Origin of the sequence: Klebsiella sp. CN_Kp073, from assembly GCF_040065495.2 — a bacterium.
Classification (GTDB): Bacteria; Pseudomonadota; Gammaproteobacteria; order Enterobacterales; family Enterobacteriaceae; genus Klebsiella; species Klebsiella aerogenes.
Window position 1 is genome coordinate 4,942,854 of the sequence record NZ_CM198051.1, and the last position, 13,899, is coordinate 4,956,752.

General features: G+C 55.7%; 15 protein-coding genes. 5 read left to right on the top strand and 10 right to left on the bottom strand.

The window, feature by feature from the left end; genetic code table 11:
- Positions 1 to 162 precede the first annotated feature (162 nt).
- From uvrA to ABLV66_RS23780, 3 genes are all read left to right on the top strand, one after another.
- Positions 163 to 2,988: an excinuclease ABC subunit UvrA gene (gene uvrA / locus ABLV66_RS23770; RefSeq protein ID WP_045396741.1), complete on the top strand. Its 2,826-nt coding sequence runs from the start codon at positions 163 to 165 to the stop codon at positions 2,986 to 2,988.
- Between the two features lie 142 nt (positions 2,989 to 3,130).
- Positions 3,131 to 3,538 carry a hypothetical protein gene (locus ABLV66_RS23775; protein WP_348877251.1) on the top strand — a complete coding sequence of 136 codons (408 nt, stop codon included), beginning with the start codon at positions 3,131 to 3,133 and terminating at the stop codon, positions 3,536 to 3,538.
- A complete protein-coding gene (locus tag ABLV66_RS23780) occupies positions 3,538 to 3,855 on the top strand; it encodes a hypothetical protein (protein WP_045396749.1) in 318 nt (105 codons plus the stop codon). The genes ABLV66_RS23775 and ABLV66_RS23780 overlap by 1 nt, the downstream gene beginning before the upstream one ends.
- Before the next feature lies 1 nt (position 3,856).
- Here ABLV66_RS23780 and ABLV66_RS23785 read toward each other — a convergent pair whose 3' ends face one another.
- The 6 genes from ABLV66_RS23785 to dnaB all read right to left on the bottom strand — a co-directional run bounded on the left by ABLV66_RS23785 (position 3,857) and on the right by dnaB (position 9,638).
- Positions 3,857 to 4,210 (bottom strand): MmcQ/YjbR family DNA-binding protein, encoded by a 354-nt coding sequence (locus ABLV66_RS23785; protein ID WP_020079872.1) that lies wholly within the window; start codon positions 4,208 to 4,210, stop codon positions 3,857 to 3,859.
- A gap of 3 nt (positions 4,211 to 4,213) precedes the next feature.
- Positions 4,214 to 4,630 (bottom strand): secondary thiamine-phosphate synthase enzyme YjbQ, encoded by a 417-nt coding sequence (locus ABLV66_RS23790; protein ID WP_045396752.1) that lies wholly within the window; start codon positions 4,628 to 4,630, stop codon positions 4,214 to 4,216.
- Positions 4,631 to 4,771: 141 nt separating this feature from the next.
- Entirely contained in the window at positions 4,772 to 5,485 is a 714-nt protein-coding gene (aphA, locus tag ABLV66_RS23795) for an acid phosphatase AphA (RefSeq protein ID WP_047045864.1), read from the bottom strand.
- A 248-nt stretch (positions 5,486 to 5,733) separates the two neighbouring features.
- Positions 5,734 to 6,927 (bottom strand): aromatic amino acid transaminase, encoded by a 1,194-nt coding sequence (gene tyrB / locus ABLV66_RS23800; RefSeq protein ID WP_049059607.1) that lies wholly within the window; start codon positions 6,925 to 6,927, stop codon positions 5,734 to 5,736.
- Positions 6,928 to 7,111: 184 nt separating this feature from the next.
- Positions 7,112 to 8,191 carry an alanine racemase gene (gene alr, locus ABLV66_RS23805; RefSeq protein ID WP_113374997.1) on the bottom strand — a complete coding sequence of 360 codons (1,080 nt, stop codon included), beginning with the start codon at positions 8,189 to 8,191 and terminating at the stop codon, positions 7,112 to 7,114.
- 31 nt (positions 8,192 to 8,222) lie between these two features.
- Entirely contained in the window at positions 8,223 to 9,638 is a 1,416-nt protein-coding gene (gene dnaB, locus ABLV66_RS23810) for a replicative DNA helicase (protein ID WP_015368755.1), read from the bottom strand.
- A gap of 52 nt (positions 9,639 to 9,690) precedes the next feature.
- Here dnaB and ABLV66_RS23815 point away from each other — a divergent pair, with 52 nt between their 5' ends.
- On the top strand, positions 9,691 to 10,674 hold the full coding sequence (locus ABLV66_RS23815; protein WP_047078471.1) for a quinone oxidoreductase: 984 nt from the start codon (positions 9,691 to 9,693) through the stop codon (positions 10,672 to 10,674).
- A 193-nt stretch (positions 10,675 to 10,867) separates the two neighbouring features.
- Here ABLV66_RS23815 and pspG read toward each other — a convergent pair whose 3' ends face one another.
- The 3 genes from pspG to ABLV66_RS23830 form a co-directional block, all read right to left on the bottom strand.
- Positions 10,868 to 11,110 (bottom strand): envelope stress response protein PspG, encoded by a 243-nt coding sequence (gene pspG, locus ABLV66_RS23820; protein WP_348877250.1) that lies wholly within the window; start codon positions 11,108 to 11,110, stop codon positions 10,868 to 10,870.
- A 141-nt stretch (positions 11,111 to 11,251) separates the two neighbouring features.
- Positions 11,252 to 12,250, bottom strand: coding sequence for a tRNA dihydrouridine(20/20a) synthase DusA (gene dusA / locus ABLV66_RS23825; RefSeq protein ID WP_289578574.1), 999 nt, complete (start codon positions 12,248 to 12,250; stop codon positions 11,252 to 11,254).
- Positions 12,251 to 12,352: 102 nt separating this feature from the next.
- Positions 12,353 to 12,841: a cupin domain-containing protein gene (locus tag ABLV66_RS23830; protein ID WP_015368759.1), complete on the bottom strand. Its 489-nt coding sequence runs from the start codon at positions 12,839 to 12,841 to the stop codon at positions 12,353 to 12,355.
- Positions 12,842 to 12,955: 114 nt separating this feature from the next.
- Between ABLV66_RS23830 and zur the strand changes: the two genes are divergently transcribed.
- Positions 12,956 to 13,471 carry a zinc uptake transcriptional repressor Zur gene (gene zur, locus ABLV66_RS23835; protein ID WP_045379090.1) on the top strand — a complete coding sequence of 172 codons (516 nt, stop codon included), beginning with the start codon at positions 12,956 to 12,958 and terminating at the stop codon, positions 13,469 to 13,471.
- An 80-nt stretch (positions 13,472 to 13,551) separates the two neighbouring features.
- Here zur and ABLV66_RS23840 read toward each other — a convergent pair whose 3' ends face one another.
- Positions 13,552 to 13,761 (bottom strand): CsbD family protein, encoded by a 210-nt coding sequence (locus tag ABLV66_RS23840; RefSeq protein WP_015704042.1) that lies wholly within the window; start codon positions 13,759 to 13,761, stop codon positions 13,552 to 13,554.
- Between the last annotated feature and the right edge of the window lie 138 nt (positions 13,762 to 13,899).

The following is a 13,899-nucleotide window of genomic DNA, read 5'->3' on the forward strand; positions in this document are numbered from 1 at the left end:
CAGAAAACATCCCGCCGCTATGCAATTTTTCACCCTCTTACTGCAGCGCCATTCCAATACTGTATATCCAGACAGGTTAAGTTGTGTCATAATTAGCCGTTTCTGCCGTTTGTCCTTCAAACAAACCAGGCAATCCGTGTATCTACCTACCGGGAAAGGTGAATGGATAAGATCGAAGTTCGGGGCGCCCGCACCCATAATCTCAAAAACATCAACCTCGTCATCCCGCGCGACAAACTCATTGTCGTCACCGGGCTTTCTGGGTCTGGCAAATCCTCACTCGCTTTCGACACCCTGTACGCCGAAGGCCAGCGTCGCTACGTCGAATCGCTCTCCGCCTATGCGCGACAGTTCTTGTCGCTGATGGAGAAACCAGACGTCGATCATATCGAAGGGCTGTCGCCGGCGATTTCTATCGAGCAGAAATCGACCTCCCACAACCCGCGTTCGACGGTAGGTACGATTACTGAAATCCACGACTATCTGCGCCTACTGTACGCCCGCGTCGGCGAACCGCGCTGTCCGGATCACGACGTGCCGCTGGCCGCACAGACCGTCAGCCAGATGGTCGATAACGTGCTCTCTCAGCCGGAAGGTCAGCGCCTGATGCTGCTGGCGCCCATCATTAAAGAGCGTAAGGGCGAGCACACCAAAACGCTGGAGAACCTTGCCAGTCAGGGCTATATCCGCGCGCGGATCGATGGCGAAGTCTGCGATCTTTCGGATCCGCCGAAATTAGAGCTGCAAAAGAAACACACGATCGAAGTGGTTATCGACCGCTTTAAAGTACGCGACGATCTGGCGCAGCGTCTGGCGGAGTCTTTCGAAACCGCGCTGGAGCTCTCAGGCGGCACCGCCATTGTTTCCAATATGGATGACAGTAAGGCGGAAGAACTGCTGTTCTCGGCAAACTTCGCCTGCCCGATTTGCGGCTATAGCATGCGCGAGCTGGAGCCGCGCCTGTTCTCCTTTAACAACCCGGCAGGCGCTTGCCCAACCTGCGACGGCCTTGGCGTTCAACAGTATTTCGATCCCGATCGGGTAATTCAGAATCCGGAGCTATCGCTGGCTGGCGGCGCCATCCGCGGCTGGGATCGCCGCAACTTCTACTACTTCCAGATGCTCAAGTCGCTGGCGGATCACTATAAGTTTGATGTCGAAGCGCCATGGGGCACCCTCAGCGCTAATGTGCATAAAGTCGTGCTGTACGGTTCAGGTAAAGAGAATATTGAATTCAAATATATGAACGACCGCGGCGACACGTCAGTACGCCGCCATCCGTTCGAAGGCGTGCTGCACAACATGGAGCGCCGTTACAAAGAGACGGAATCCAGCGCGGTGCGCGAAGAGCTGGCGAAATTCATCAGCAACCGTCCGTGCGCCAGCTGTGAAGGCACGCGTCTGCGTCGCGAAGCGCGCCACGTGTTTGTGGAAAACACGCCGCTACCGACCATTTCCGACATGAGCATCGGTCATGCGATGGACTTCTTCAACAACCTGAAGCTGTCCGGACAGCGGGCGCAAATCGCCGAGAAAGTGCTGAAAGAGATTGGCGATCGTCTGAAGTTCCTCGTCAACGTCGGCCTGAACTATCTAACGCTCTCTCGTTCGGCGGAGACCCTCTCCGGCGGTGAAGCGCAGCGTATTCGTCTGGCGAGCCAGATTGGCGCGGGGCTGGTTGGCGTGATGTACGTGCTGGATGAGCCCTCTATCGGCCTGCACCAGCGTGATAACGAACGCCTGCTCGGTACGCTCATCCACCTGCGTAACCTGGGTAACACGGTCATTGTCGTTGAACATGACGAAGACGCCATTCGCGCCGCCGACCACGTGATCGACATCGGCCCCGGCGCTGGCGTTCACGGCGGCCAGGTGGTGGCCGAAGGGCCGCTGGACGCCATTATGGCGGTACCAGAATCCCTGACCGGGCAGTACATGAGCGGCAAACGCAAAATCGAAGTGCCGAAACAGCGTGTCGCCGCCGATCCGGAAAAAGTGCTGAAACTGACCGGCGCGCGCGGCAACAACCTCAAGGATGTGACGCTGACGCTGCCCGTCGGCCTGTTTACCTGCATTACCGGCGTTTCCGGTTCCGGCAAATCAACGCTGATTAACGATACCCTGTTTCCCATCGCCCAGCGTCAGTTGAACGGCGCGACGATTGCCGAACCGGCGCCGTACCGCGATGTCCAGGGGCTGGAACACTTCGATAAAGTCATTGATATCGACCAGAGCCCGATTGGCCGCACGCCGCGCTCAAACCCGGCAACCTATACCGGCGTGTTCACGCCGGTGCGCGAACTGTTCGCCGGAGTACCGGAATCACGTTCACGCGGCTATACGCCGGGCCGCTTCAGCTTTAACGTGCGCGGCGGTCGCTGCGAAGCCTGTCAGGGCGACGGGGTGATCAAGGTTGAGATGCACTTCCTGCCGGACATCTACGTACCGTGCGACCAGTGCAAAGGCAAACGCTATAACCGAGAAACGCTGGAGATTAAGTACAAGGGCAAAACCATCCACGAAGTGCTGGATATGACCATCGAAGAAGCGCGCGAATTCTTTGATGCCGTGCCGGCGCTGGCGCGTAAGCTGCAAACCCTAATGGATGTCGGCCTGACCTATATTCGTCTCGGCCAGTCGGCAACCACGCTCTCCGGCGGTGAAGCCCAGCGCGTGAAGCTGGCGCGCGAACTTTCCAAGCGCGGTACCGGCCAGACGCTGTATATCCTTGATGAACCGACCACCGGTCTGCATTTCGCCGATATTCAGCAGCTGCTGGACGTGCTGCATCAGCTACGCGATCAGGGTAATACCATCGTGGTCATTGAGCACAACCTCGACGTGATTAAAACCGCTGACTGGATTGTCGACCTCGGCCCGGAAGGCGGTAGCGGCGGCGGGGAGATTCTCGTTTCCGGCACGCCGGAAACCGTTGCCGAATGTGAAGCCTCGCACACGGCGCGCTTCCTGAAGCCCCTGCTGAAGTAACCTCTCAGGCCTCTTCCTTCGCGGAAGAGGCCTCATTTCATCTCATTTCATCTCATTTTTTTACGCTGATACTTCGTGATTTGCCCGGTGCGCACACTCTGGCGTCAGATAGTCGCTATCGCCCACCGATGTCGGGAAAACTATGCGAGTACCACGCCTCATTCCGTTATTTGTTATCGCCGCCGCGCTATGTGCGTTAAGCGCCTGCTCATGGGTCGGCCGCTACAGCGATACGGCCTATCAGCAATTGCTCACACTCAAGCAATTGCATTTGCAGTTCATCGCCACCGCAGCGACGGAGGACGATCAACAACTGAACGCAGAAGATGAACAGGTTCGCCAGCAGTTCGCGCAGGCGATGGATCACAGCGATGCGTTGCGCCAGGAAAATTTCAGGATACTTGAAGATAACTATCTGCGCGTTTACGCCCATCGCCAGATGCTGGGCGCGCCCTTTACTCCTGCCGAAGCGCAATATTTATCGCGGCAGACCCTTTATCTTTATCAACAGGCTATAGCTGGCGAATGTCAGCGAACAGGGAGGGAATAATGCCGACAACCATGGAGATTCGCGCGCTGTTGTCCGCTTGCGCGATTGATAGCGCCGAATGGATGCCATTACTGAATAAAGTACTTGGCGATGAGTACCGTGAAGTACGCGATAGCGGACTCTTTTTACTGCAGGCATTGCAGCAAAAAGCCCAGGGCTGGCTGACCGAAGACGATCTACGGCTACTGCTGGAAGGTCAGCGCGATATTGCCCGCATTCGCGCTAACAACCAGAGTATCGCACGCCAGGCGCAGCTGCAGTCGACATTATTACGTCTGTTCGATATCACGTTGCTGGCGCTGGCAGGGGGGTTATAAGCTAGGCTAACTGCCGCCGCTTATCCTCCGACAGCAGGTCGACCGCCTGCTGGTAGGAGGCATCCACCAGGTAGTAAATCTGCGAGTCTGGCAAGGAGCCATCAAGGAAGACCGTGCTCCAGTGAGCTTTATTCAGGTGCCTGCTGGGGCGTACATCGCGATGTTGTTCCCGCAGCAGCTCGGCAAGCTCCGGGCTGGTCTTTAACGCAACGGCCGGCCGCTTATCCTCCACTTCTTTTACCATGGCGAATAGCACGTCCGCGACCTTGATTTGCGTTGCTTTCCAGTCGCTATGAACGCTTTGTTCCGCGCCCGGCTTCGCCATGCAGTACTGCAGTAGATCCGATATAGTCATTTTTTATTCTCCCGTGAGCGTGGCGACGATATGCCGCGAGCCGCCGTGAATGCGATGCTCCCCCAGCCAGATCCCCTGCCAGGTCCCCAACATGACGTTGCCGTTCTGCACCGGCAGCATCAGTGAAACGCCCAGCAGCGAGGATTTAATGTGCGAGGGCATATCATCAGGACCTTCATAATCGTGTTCATACGGCGCGTTGTCTGGTACGGCGTTGAGAAAATGCTGTTCCATATCAAAACGAACCGTGGGATCGCAGTTCTCATTTAACGTCAGGGAAGCGGAAGTATGCTGGAGTAACAGATGCAGCAGGCCAACCTTGATATGCGAGAGCTCGCGGATTTGGCCAATAATTTCGTTAGTCACCAGATGGAAACCACGAGATTTCGGCCCTAATGTCAGGGTTTGCTGATGCCACATAAACGACTCCTGTAATGTGTGAATCCTTCTAAGTTTGCAGCAAGAAGCGAAAAGGTAAAACCTCAAACGCTGAAATTCGTATAAAAAAAAGACAGCCTGCGGCTGCCTTCTCATGTTCAGATGCGTCGAGTTTCGCGCGCCTTAATATTCTGAATTCACAATCACCTCTTCCCCTTGCGATCCGGCCATCGGCAGCGGTTTGTAGGAGGAGTTTGCCGCGCGCAGCACGCGAATTCCGCGCGCATCGGCATCGCGAGCCGCCGAGATGTCGTTGTCCGAGTCACCGTAGAAGACTTTGATATTCTTCTCCCGTAACCACTGAGTTTTCGTGTTCTGGCCTGGCTTATCGCCGGCAAAAATCACCGGGTTCATATTGGCGCCGGGGATCAGGAAATCATCCTGCAGGGTTTTGGAGACGGTCTCAGTTTTGGTCTGGCTGCGGCCGGTCACGAAGTAGATGCTGTCGCCGCGCTTTATATGCATCGCAATCAGCTGGCGGCCCACTTCTTTCGGCATGCTGAACTCGTCCCAGCCGTTATTCATCTTTTCCCAAAACTCCGGGTTCTTTAGATAGGCTTCGCTGCCGGGAGAATAGGTTTTTTGCCCGCGCCAGAAACCGGGGCTGGAAAACAACACGGTGTCATCGATATCGAAACCCACCGCCATCGGCGCGCGGCCCAGCAGGCTATTTTCGATTTGCGCTACCGATACCCAATGGATCGGCGCCTGTTCGGCAAGTATCGCAACATTCGTCCCCTCCCAAATGGGCTGCGGAGTAGAAGCGCGAGCGACAACGGAGCTATTCAGAGCGAACAACAGACAGGTGGCGCTAATGGCCAAAGTTAACTTACGCATATTTATCCCTATGCCCCTCATGCGCCAGGCCGCTTAGCGGCAACCTGAGTTATTTTGGGTCTAAATAATCGATTCGTTATTATTTTTAATAATGAGTGAGCTCATTAATGTAGCAAGACCTTAACGCCTGACCACACAGATAGAAAGGATTTTCTGCTCAGATATCATATAAAAAGAGCATGATCACACTTCGGGGGTAATATTACCCTCGCCTTAACGCTGACGAGGGTAAATTAGTAAGTAAGCACTTACATTACAGCGGCAAACGCCTGAGCGACGCGCTGGACGTTACGCGAGTTAAGTCCTGCTACGCACATCCGGCCGCTGGCAATCAGGTAAACGCCAAACTCTTCGCGTAGACGATCCACCTGTGCCGCGCTCAATCCGGTGTAGCTAAACATGCCGCGCTGCTTCAGCAGGTAGTCAAAGTTCTTGCCGGGAACGGCCTCTTTCAGCGCATCAACCAGCGTCTGACGCATCGCCAGAATGCGGGTACGCATCGCTTCCACTTCCGCCAGCCATGAGGCTTTCAGCGCCGCGTCGTTCAGCACCGCCGCGACCACCTGCGCGCCAAAATTCGGCGGGCTTGAGTAGTTGCGGCGCACCGTCGCTTTCAACTGACCCAGCACGCGGCCTGCGGTTTCCGCATCATCGCAGACAATCGACAACCCACCGACGCGTTCGCCGTACAGTGAGAAGATTTTGGAAAATGAGTTGCTGACCAGCATCGGCAGGCCGGCGCTGGCAATCGCACGAATAGCGTAGGCATCGTCTTCCATACCGGCGCCAAAGCCCTGATAGGCGATATCGAGGAAAGGAATTAAATTGCGTGCTTTCAACACATTAACGACTTCATCCCACTGCGAGTTGCTCAGATCGGCGCCCGTCGGGTTGTGGCAACACGGATGCAGCAGCACGATATCGCGCTCAGGGAGCGTCTGTAGTTTGGCGAGGAAGGCTTCAAAACGCACGCCGTTGGTCTCATCATCGAACCAGGGGTAAGTACTTACTTCGAATCCAGCCCCTTCAAATATGGCGATGTGGTTTTCCCAGGTCGGGTCGCTAACCCATACGCGCGACTGCGGGAAGTAGCGCTTGAGGAAATCGGCGCCAACCTTCAGCGCGCCGGAGCCACCCAGGGTTTGAATTGACGCTACGCGGTTTTGTTTCAGCACCGGATGGTCAGCGCCAAATAACAGCGGCGCAATGGCGTGGCGGTAGCTATTGAGCCCTTCCATCGGTAAATACAGCGAAGCGCCATGCGGCTGGGCATTGAGGCGCGCTTCGGCTTCCGCCACCGCCTGTAGTTGCGGAATAATGCCGTCTTCGTTGTAGTAAAGACCAATGCTGAGGTTCACTTTGTCACTACGCGGATCGTCTTTGAAACGCTCCATCAAGGAAAGAATGGGGTCGCCGGCGTAGGCGTCAACTTTTTGAAACACGAGATGTATCTCCAGGTTTACGAAAGCAGGTATTTACACAATAAACCGGAAGTTGGGGAAGGTCGAGGGGATGTTGGTAAGTTATCGACAAAGATCGCTGCAAACCTGGGCGACGCCGCGCGCCGCCCCTGCTCATTACCCCGATAAGCGTAGCGTAATCGGGGAAATATGCCACTGACAGTCGTTAGTCGAGGTAGCGGATAGCCAGCCTGGAAGTCAGTCGGGTAATAAGTTCGTAAGCACTCACTTTCGTTATTTCCGCGATGCGCTCAACGGGGAGCCCTTCTCCCCATAACACAACCGGATCGCCGGCTTTATCCTGCGCTTCAGGACCGAGGTCGACGCAAATCATATCCATCGCCACGCGACCGACAATCGGCGCTTCGCGGCCGTTGACCAGCACCGGCGTGCCGGAGGGCGCGGCGCGCGGATAACCGTCGCCGTAGCCCATCGCCACTACGCCGAGGCGAGTATCGCGCTCACTAATCCAGGTGCCGCCATAGCCCACCGGCTCCCCGGCTTTATGTTCGCGCACCGCAATCAGGCTGGAGGTCAGCGACATCACCGGCAGGCAACCAAAATCCTCTCCGGTAGAGTGATTTTCCAGCGGCGAAACGCCGTAGAGAATGATGCCCGGTCGCGCCCAGTCGAAATGCGACTGCGGCCACAGCAGGATCCCGCCCGAGGCGGCAATAGAACGCAGCCCCGGTTTCCCTTCGGTAAAGGTGGTGAAAATATCCAGCTGACGCTCGGTCGCGCCGCATTCCGGCTCATCGGCACGGGCGAAATGGCTGACGATATTCACCGGCTGGCGAACATTTTTGCACCGGCTTAGCCGCTGATAGAATGCTTCTGCTTGTTCCGGCAGTACACCAAGGCGATGCATACCGGTATCCAGCTTCATCCAGACGGTAACCGGTTCGGCCAGCTCCACTTGTTCGAGCGCCGCCAGCTGTTCCGGGCTATGTACCACGGTATGCAGTTGCTGCGCGGAAATCAGCGCCAGATCCGCCGCTTCAAAGAAGCCTTCCAGCAGCAATATCGGTTGGGTAATGCCCCCTTCACGCAGGCGCAGCGCCTCTTCCAGGCGGGCGACGCCGAAGGCATCGGCGTCGGTCAGCGTTCGCGCGGTCTCAAGGAGGCCGTGTCCGTAGGCGTTCGCTTTCACCACCGCAACCAGTTTGCTGGCAGGAGCCAGTTCACGCAGGCGTTGCAGGTTGTGTCGCAGAGCGCGGCGGTTGATAACTACAGTTGCCGCTTGCATTTGAATTCCTTAAAAAAAGACAGACGGAGGTTTACTCATCGTCATACTGAGGACCGGCATAATTATCGAAACGCGACCACTGGCCGTTAAAGGTCAGTCGTACCGTACCGATCGGGCCGTTACGTTGTTTACCAATGATAATTTCAGCAATACCTTTTAAATCACTGTTCTCGTGATAAACCTCATCACGGTAGATGAACATGATTAAGTCGGCATCCTGTTCAATAGAGCCGGATTCACGCAGGTCGGAGTTGACTGGACGTTTATCGGCGCGCTGTTCCAGAGAGCGGTTCAACTGCGACAGCGCCACCACCGGCACCTGCAACTCTTTTGCCAGCGCCTTCAGCGAGCGGGAGATTTCGGCGATCTCCAGAGTACGGTTGTCGGAGAGCGACGGTACGCGCATCAGCTGCAGGTAGTCGATCATGATAAGACCGATACCGCCGTGCTCGCGGGCGATACGCCGGGCGCGCGAACGCACTTCCGTCGGCGTCAGGCCGGAGGAGTCATCAATATAGATGTTACGTTTTTCCAGCAAAATACCCATCGTGCCGGAGATCCGCGCCCAGTCTTCATCATCCAGTTGGCCGGTACGGATACGGGTCTGATCGACGCGCGATAGCGAGGCCAGAGAACGCATCATGATCTGCTCGGATGGCATCTCCAGACTGAAGATCAATACCGGCTTATCCTGCAGCATCGCCGCGTTTTCCACGAGGTTCATCGCAAATGTCGTCTTACCCATCGATGGACGCGCGGCGACGATAATCAGATCCGAAGGCTGTAGCCCGGCGGTCTTTTTGTTGAGGTCGTCATAGCCGGTATTCACCCCAGTGACGCCATCATGCGGCTGTTGGAACAGCTGTTCAATACGGGCGACGGTGGCATCGAGCACATCGGCGATGTTCTTCGGCCCTTCGTCTTTATTGGCCCGGCTTTCGGCAATTTTAAATACCCGGGATTCCGCCAGATCCAGCAGGTCCTCGCTGGTGCGCCCCTGGGGGTCGAAACCGGCTTCGGCGATCTCGTTGGCCACCGAAATCATTTCACGCACTACCGCGCGTTCGCGCACGATGTCGGCATACGCGCTGATGTTCGCCGCGCTTGGCGTATTTTTGGAGAGTTCGGCCAGGTAGGCGAAGCCGCCGACGCTATCCAGTTGCCCCTGACGCTCCAGCGATTCGGCGAGGGTGATCAGATCAATCGGGCTGCCTGACTCTTGCAGGCGCGCCATCTCGGTAAAGATATGACGATGCGGACGGGTATAGAAATCTTCCGACACCACCCTTTCGGCGACGTCGTCCCAGCGCTCGTTATCCAGCATTAAACCGCCCAACACCGACTGTTCCGCTTCAATCGAGTGCGGCGGGACTTTCAACCCGGCGAGCTGCGGATCGCGTTCGCGAGGTTCTGTCTGTGGTTTGTTGAAGGGTTTATTTCCTGCCATAGTGAATGGAGTTACCTGTAAATGAGAGACACAAAATTATAAAGGAGTTCACATGGCAACACGAATTGAATTTCCCGCGCATGGAGGCCCCGAGGTTCTGCATGCGGTTGAGTTTACCCCCAACGATCCTGCCGAACACGAAATCCAGGTAGAAAACAAAGCTATCGGTATCAACTATATCGACACCTACATCCGCAGCGGCCTGTATCCACCGCCCTCGCTGCCGAGCGGTTTGGGCACTGAAGCCGCCGGTATCGTGAGTAAAATCGGCAGCGGCGTTAAACATATCAACGTTGGCGACCGCGTGGTGTACGCCCAGTCCGCGCTTGGCGCTTATAGTTCGGTGCATAACGTGCATGCTGACAAAGCGGCAATTTTGCCGGATGCGATTTCCTTTGAGCAGGCCGCCGCCTCGTTTCTTAAGGGGCTGACCGTCTGGTATCTGCTGCGCAAAACCTATGAAATACAAGCCAATGAAACCTTCTTGTTCCACGCGGCGGCGGGCGGCGTGGGGCTGATTGCCTGCCAGTGGGCGAAAGCGCTGGGGGCGAAACTTATCGGTACCGTCGGCAGCGAGCAAAAAGCGCAGCGCGCCCGGCAGGCCGGCGCCTGGGAAACCATTAACTATCGCGAAGAGAATATTGCCGAGCGCGTCAAGGCGCTAACCGGCGGCAAAAAAGTCGCCGTGGTTTACGATTCCGTGGGTAAAGATACCTGGGAGGCCTCGCTCGATTGTCTTCAGCGGCGTGGGCTGATGGTCAGCTTCGGCAATTCATCTGGCCCGGTAACCGGCGTGAATTTGGGTATCCTCAATCAGAAAGGATCGCTGTATGTGACCCGCCCTTCTCTGCAAGGCTACATCACCAACCGGGAAGAGCTGACGGAAGCCAGCAACGAGCTATTTTCGCTGATCGCCAGCGGCGTGATCAAAGTCGATGTGGCGGATAATCAGAAATACGCCCTGCGTGACGCCAGACGCGCGCATGAGATCCTGGAAAGCCGGGTGACCGAAGGCTCGAGCCTGCTGTTACCGTAACCGGATGAGATCGCCAGAAAAGTTTAGGGCCTCCTGACGGAGGCCCTGACTTTTTTTGTTCGGCTGTATGTAGGGTACAGCACGATGAATTCGTTATCGCGCTAATAGTGACAGATTTAATACGCAATGCCTACGCTGTTTTATGCAAAATTACTCAGGTTGTGACACACCGCTCAATCCCCAAAATGATGGCTTAGTAGCGCCAACGATCTTCGCGGCGATAGCGGGTTGTGGTCGGCGATTTTATCGCCCGAATAACCCATACGACGGCCACCGCCAGCAGCAACCAGGGTAGCAGCTTAAACATTAATGCGAACAGGCCGCCGAAGAACATCAGCGCGGTGGCGACGACCAGCACGGCAATAATGCCAAGCAGCGAGATGCCGGTGACCAGCAACATGACAAAAAAGCCAATAACAAATAAGAGTTCCAGCATGGTCTTCTCCCGAAATAAATAACCAGATAGCTGATTGGCTATTTCAAGAATCATGCCAGGTATAACTCATTGAATTAAAACAAAACGCCCCGCAGCAGTGCTGTAGGGCGTGGCGAAATAGACCAGTTTTTAGCGAAAAGTTTAACGCTTATCGGCAACCAGCTTCAGCGCGTGTTCCAGCACGTTGATATCGGCGCCCGCTTTGTGGGCGTTTTCACTCAGATAGCGACGCCACTGACGCGCGCCGGGGATCCCCTGGAACAATCCCAGCATATGGCGGGTGATATGGCCAAGATAGGTACCGTTGCTGAGCTCTCGCTCGATATAGGGGTACATTGCGCGCACCACCGCCACCGGATCGGCATCCGCGCCGTCGACGCCGAAAATCTCGCGATCCACAGAAGCCAGAATACCCGGGTTTTGATAGGCTTCACGCCCCACCATCACGCCGTCCATATGCTCAAGCTGCTGTTTAGCCTCTGCCAGAGATTTAATTCCGCCATTAATCGCCATCGTCAGATGCGGAAAATCACGTTTCAGTTGCCAGACGCGCGGATAATCCAGCGGCGGAATTTCGCGGTTCTCTTTCGGACTCAGGCCGGAAAGCCAGGCTTTACGAGCGTGAATGATGAACATTTCACACTCCCCTTTGCCGGAGACGGTCTCAATGAAATCACACAGGAATTCATAGCTATCCCGATCGTCAATGCCAATACGGGTTTTTACCGTTACCGGGATCGACACCACGTCGCGCATCGCTTTGATGCAGTCCGCCACCAGCGCGGCGTTGCCCATCAGACAGGCGCCAAACATCCCGTTCTGCACGCGGTCAGAGGGGCAGCCGACGTTGAGGTTAATCTCGTCGTAGCCGCGCGCCTCGGCGAGCTTCGCGCAGTGCGCCAACGCCGCAGGATCGCTACCGCCCAACTGCAGCGCTACCGGGTGTTCTTCTTCGCTATAGGCCAGGTAGTCGCCTTTACCGTGAATTATCGCGCCGGTGGTGACCATTTCGGTGTACAGCAGAGTATGGCGCGACAGCAGACGCAGGAAGTAGCGGCAATGTCTGTCGGTCCAATCGAGCATGGGCGCGATAGAAAAACGGTGGGCGGCAAAAGCGGTAGATGTGGATTCTGGCATCATGGCGAATAAATAAGCATCCGGGTAAAAAGGGGCGCTACTATAGCACAAACACCAACCACGGCGCATAACGTCGAACGCTACGCGCCATGGTCAAAATGCGGCCTATATTTTACGCGGTTTGCCGTCGTGCGGGCCAAAGAACTGCGGAGGGTGATCCACCCAGCGGTCCTGGCGAGTCGCGGCATAGCCCGGGTTCAACGGATAGTAGATGCGGTTGTGTTTTTTATTCGCCTCGCCAACGACCAGCAGCCGCACCTCCTGCTCGGTATTATTCAGGAAGGTATGACACACGCCAGTCCCCGCCGGAAAGCCGACGCTATCGCCCGGCTCTAGCTTCCATAGGTAGCCATTGATCCAGACTTCCGGAAAGCCTTCCAGCACGTAGATGAACTCTTCTTCATCGCTTTCCGCATGTGGATAAGAGGTTCTGCGTCCCGGCGGCAAGCGTTCATGATGGATGCCCAGCCGATTTAGCCGCAGGCCGCGGGCAAGAGGCGCGCCAATAGAAAACAGCTCGTGACTATCGGGGTAGGTGGAATCATCCGCACCTTCCAGTTCGCGCCAATGTCGAATGCAATCAGGTCGTTTCATCGTTTTCTCCCGAAAATGAGATACATCAGGTATAGCAAAGCTTGCAGGATCTCGGCGTTTTACCTGGTTCGTGATAAAGTAACAGTTTCAACATCACGCAACCAGAGGATGCTCATGGATAACACCACTTCGCAAGAAATGTTAGCGCAGGCTGAAAAGCTTTGCGTGCAACGTGGCGTACGCCTGACCCCGCAGCGTCTGGAAGTGTTGCGTCTGATGAGCCTGCAGCAAGGGGCGATTAGCGCCTACGATCTGCTGGATCTGCTGCGAGAAAAAGAGCCGCAGGCGAAGCCGCCCACGGTCTATCGCGCGCTGGAGTTTCTGCTGGAGCAAGGTTTTGTGCACAAAGTGGAATCGACCAACAGCTATGTACTGTGCCACCTTTTCGATCAGCCGACCCACAGTTCGGCGATGTTTATCTGCGATCGCTGCGGCGTGGTCAAAGAAGAGTGTGCGGAAGGCGTAGAAGATATTATGCATACGCTGGCGGCCAGAATGGGCTTCGCTCTACGGCATAATGTGATTGAAGCGCACGGCCTGTGCGCGGCCTGCGTGGAAGTCGAAGCGTGCAGCGCCCGCGAACACTGTCATCACGATCATACCATCCAGATTAAAAAGAAAGCCCGCTGAGTCGGGCGACATCAGCGGGAAGCTACGGCATATCACTATGCCGTTAGACAGGCATAAACAGGGGGTCAAAACCGCATTCGCTACCAGCGCGTATCGTTCTTACGCTCCCAGTCAGACACCTCTTTTTCGGCCTGATCTTTCGCGTAGCCGTAACGCTCCTGAATTTTACCGACTAGCTGATCGCGCTTCCCTTCAATGACCGTCATATCGTCATCGGTCAGTTTACCCCACTGTTCCTTGGCTTTACCTTTCAACTGTTTCCAGTTACCGCTGATTTCGTCTTTATTCATCATTACGTCCTCATGATTCGGTGGGTTAACAGCCCGTTTTGTTCCGGACATGGTAATAACTATAGATGACAATGCTGACACCGATTCGTTATTCGGAATTTTTAACCATCAGGCCAATTGAACACGCAGGGAGAATTT

Excerpts from the sequence above, each read along its gene's own strand:
- dnaB (WP_015368755.1), bottom strand. The coding sequence starts at position 9,638 with ATGGCAGGAAATAAACCCTTCAACAAACCACAGACAGAACCTCGCGAA.
- ABLV66_RS23785 (WP_020079872.1), bottom strand. The coding sequence starts at position 4,210 with ATGACTATATCGGATCTACTGCAGTACTGCATGGCGAAGCCGGGCGCG.
- zur (WP_045379090.1), top strand. The coding sequence starts at position 12,956 with ATGGATAACACCACTTCGCAAGAAATGTTAGCGCAGGCTGAAAAGCTT.
- alr (WP_113374997.1), bottom strand. The coding sequence starts at position 8,191 with ATGCAAGCGGCAACTGTAGTTATCAACCGCCGCGCTCTGCGACACAAC.
- dusA (WP_289578574.1), bottom strand. The coding sequence starts at position 12,250 with ATGATGCCAGAATCCACATCTACCGCTTTTGCCGCCCACCGTTTTTCT.
- pspG (WP_348877250.1), bottom strand. The coding sequence starts at position 11,110 with ATGCTGGAACTCTTATTTGTTATTGGCTTTTTTGTCATGTTGCTGGTC.
- ABLV66_RS23830 (WP_015368759.1), bottom strand. The coding sequence starts at position 12,841 with ATGAAACGACCTGATTGCATTCGACATTGGCGCGAACTGGAAGGTGCG.
- ABLV66_RS23790 (WP_045396752.1), bottom strand. The coding sequence starts at position 4,630 with ATGTGGCATCAGCAAACCCTGACATTAGGGCCGAAATCTCGTGGTTTC.
- ABLV66_RS23815 (WP_047078471.1), top strand. The coding sequence starts at position 9,691 with ATGGCAACACGAATTGAATTTCCCGCGCATGGAGGCCCCGAGGTTCTG.
- ABLV66_RS23780 (WP_045396749.1), top strand. The coding sequence starts at position 3,538 with ATGCCGACAACCATGGAGATTCGCGCGCTGTTGTCCGCTTGCGCGATT.
- uvrA (WP_045396741.1), top strand. The coding sequence starts at position 163 with ATGGATAAGATCGAAGTTCGGGGCGCCCGCACCCATAATCTCAAAAAC.
- ABLV66_RS23840 (WP_015704042.1), bottom strand. The coding sequence starts at position 13,761 with ATGAATAAAGACGAAATCAGCGGTAACTGGAAACAGTTGAAAGGTAAA.
- ABLV66_RS23775 (WP_348877251.1), top strand. The coding sequence starts at position 3,131 with ATGCGAGTACCACGCCTCATTCCGTTATTTGTTATCGCCGCCGCGCTA.
- aphA (WP_047045864.1), bottom strand. The coding sequence starts at position 5,485 with ATGCGTAAGTTAACTTTGGCCATTAGCGCCACCTGTCTGTTGTTCGCT.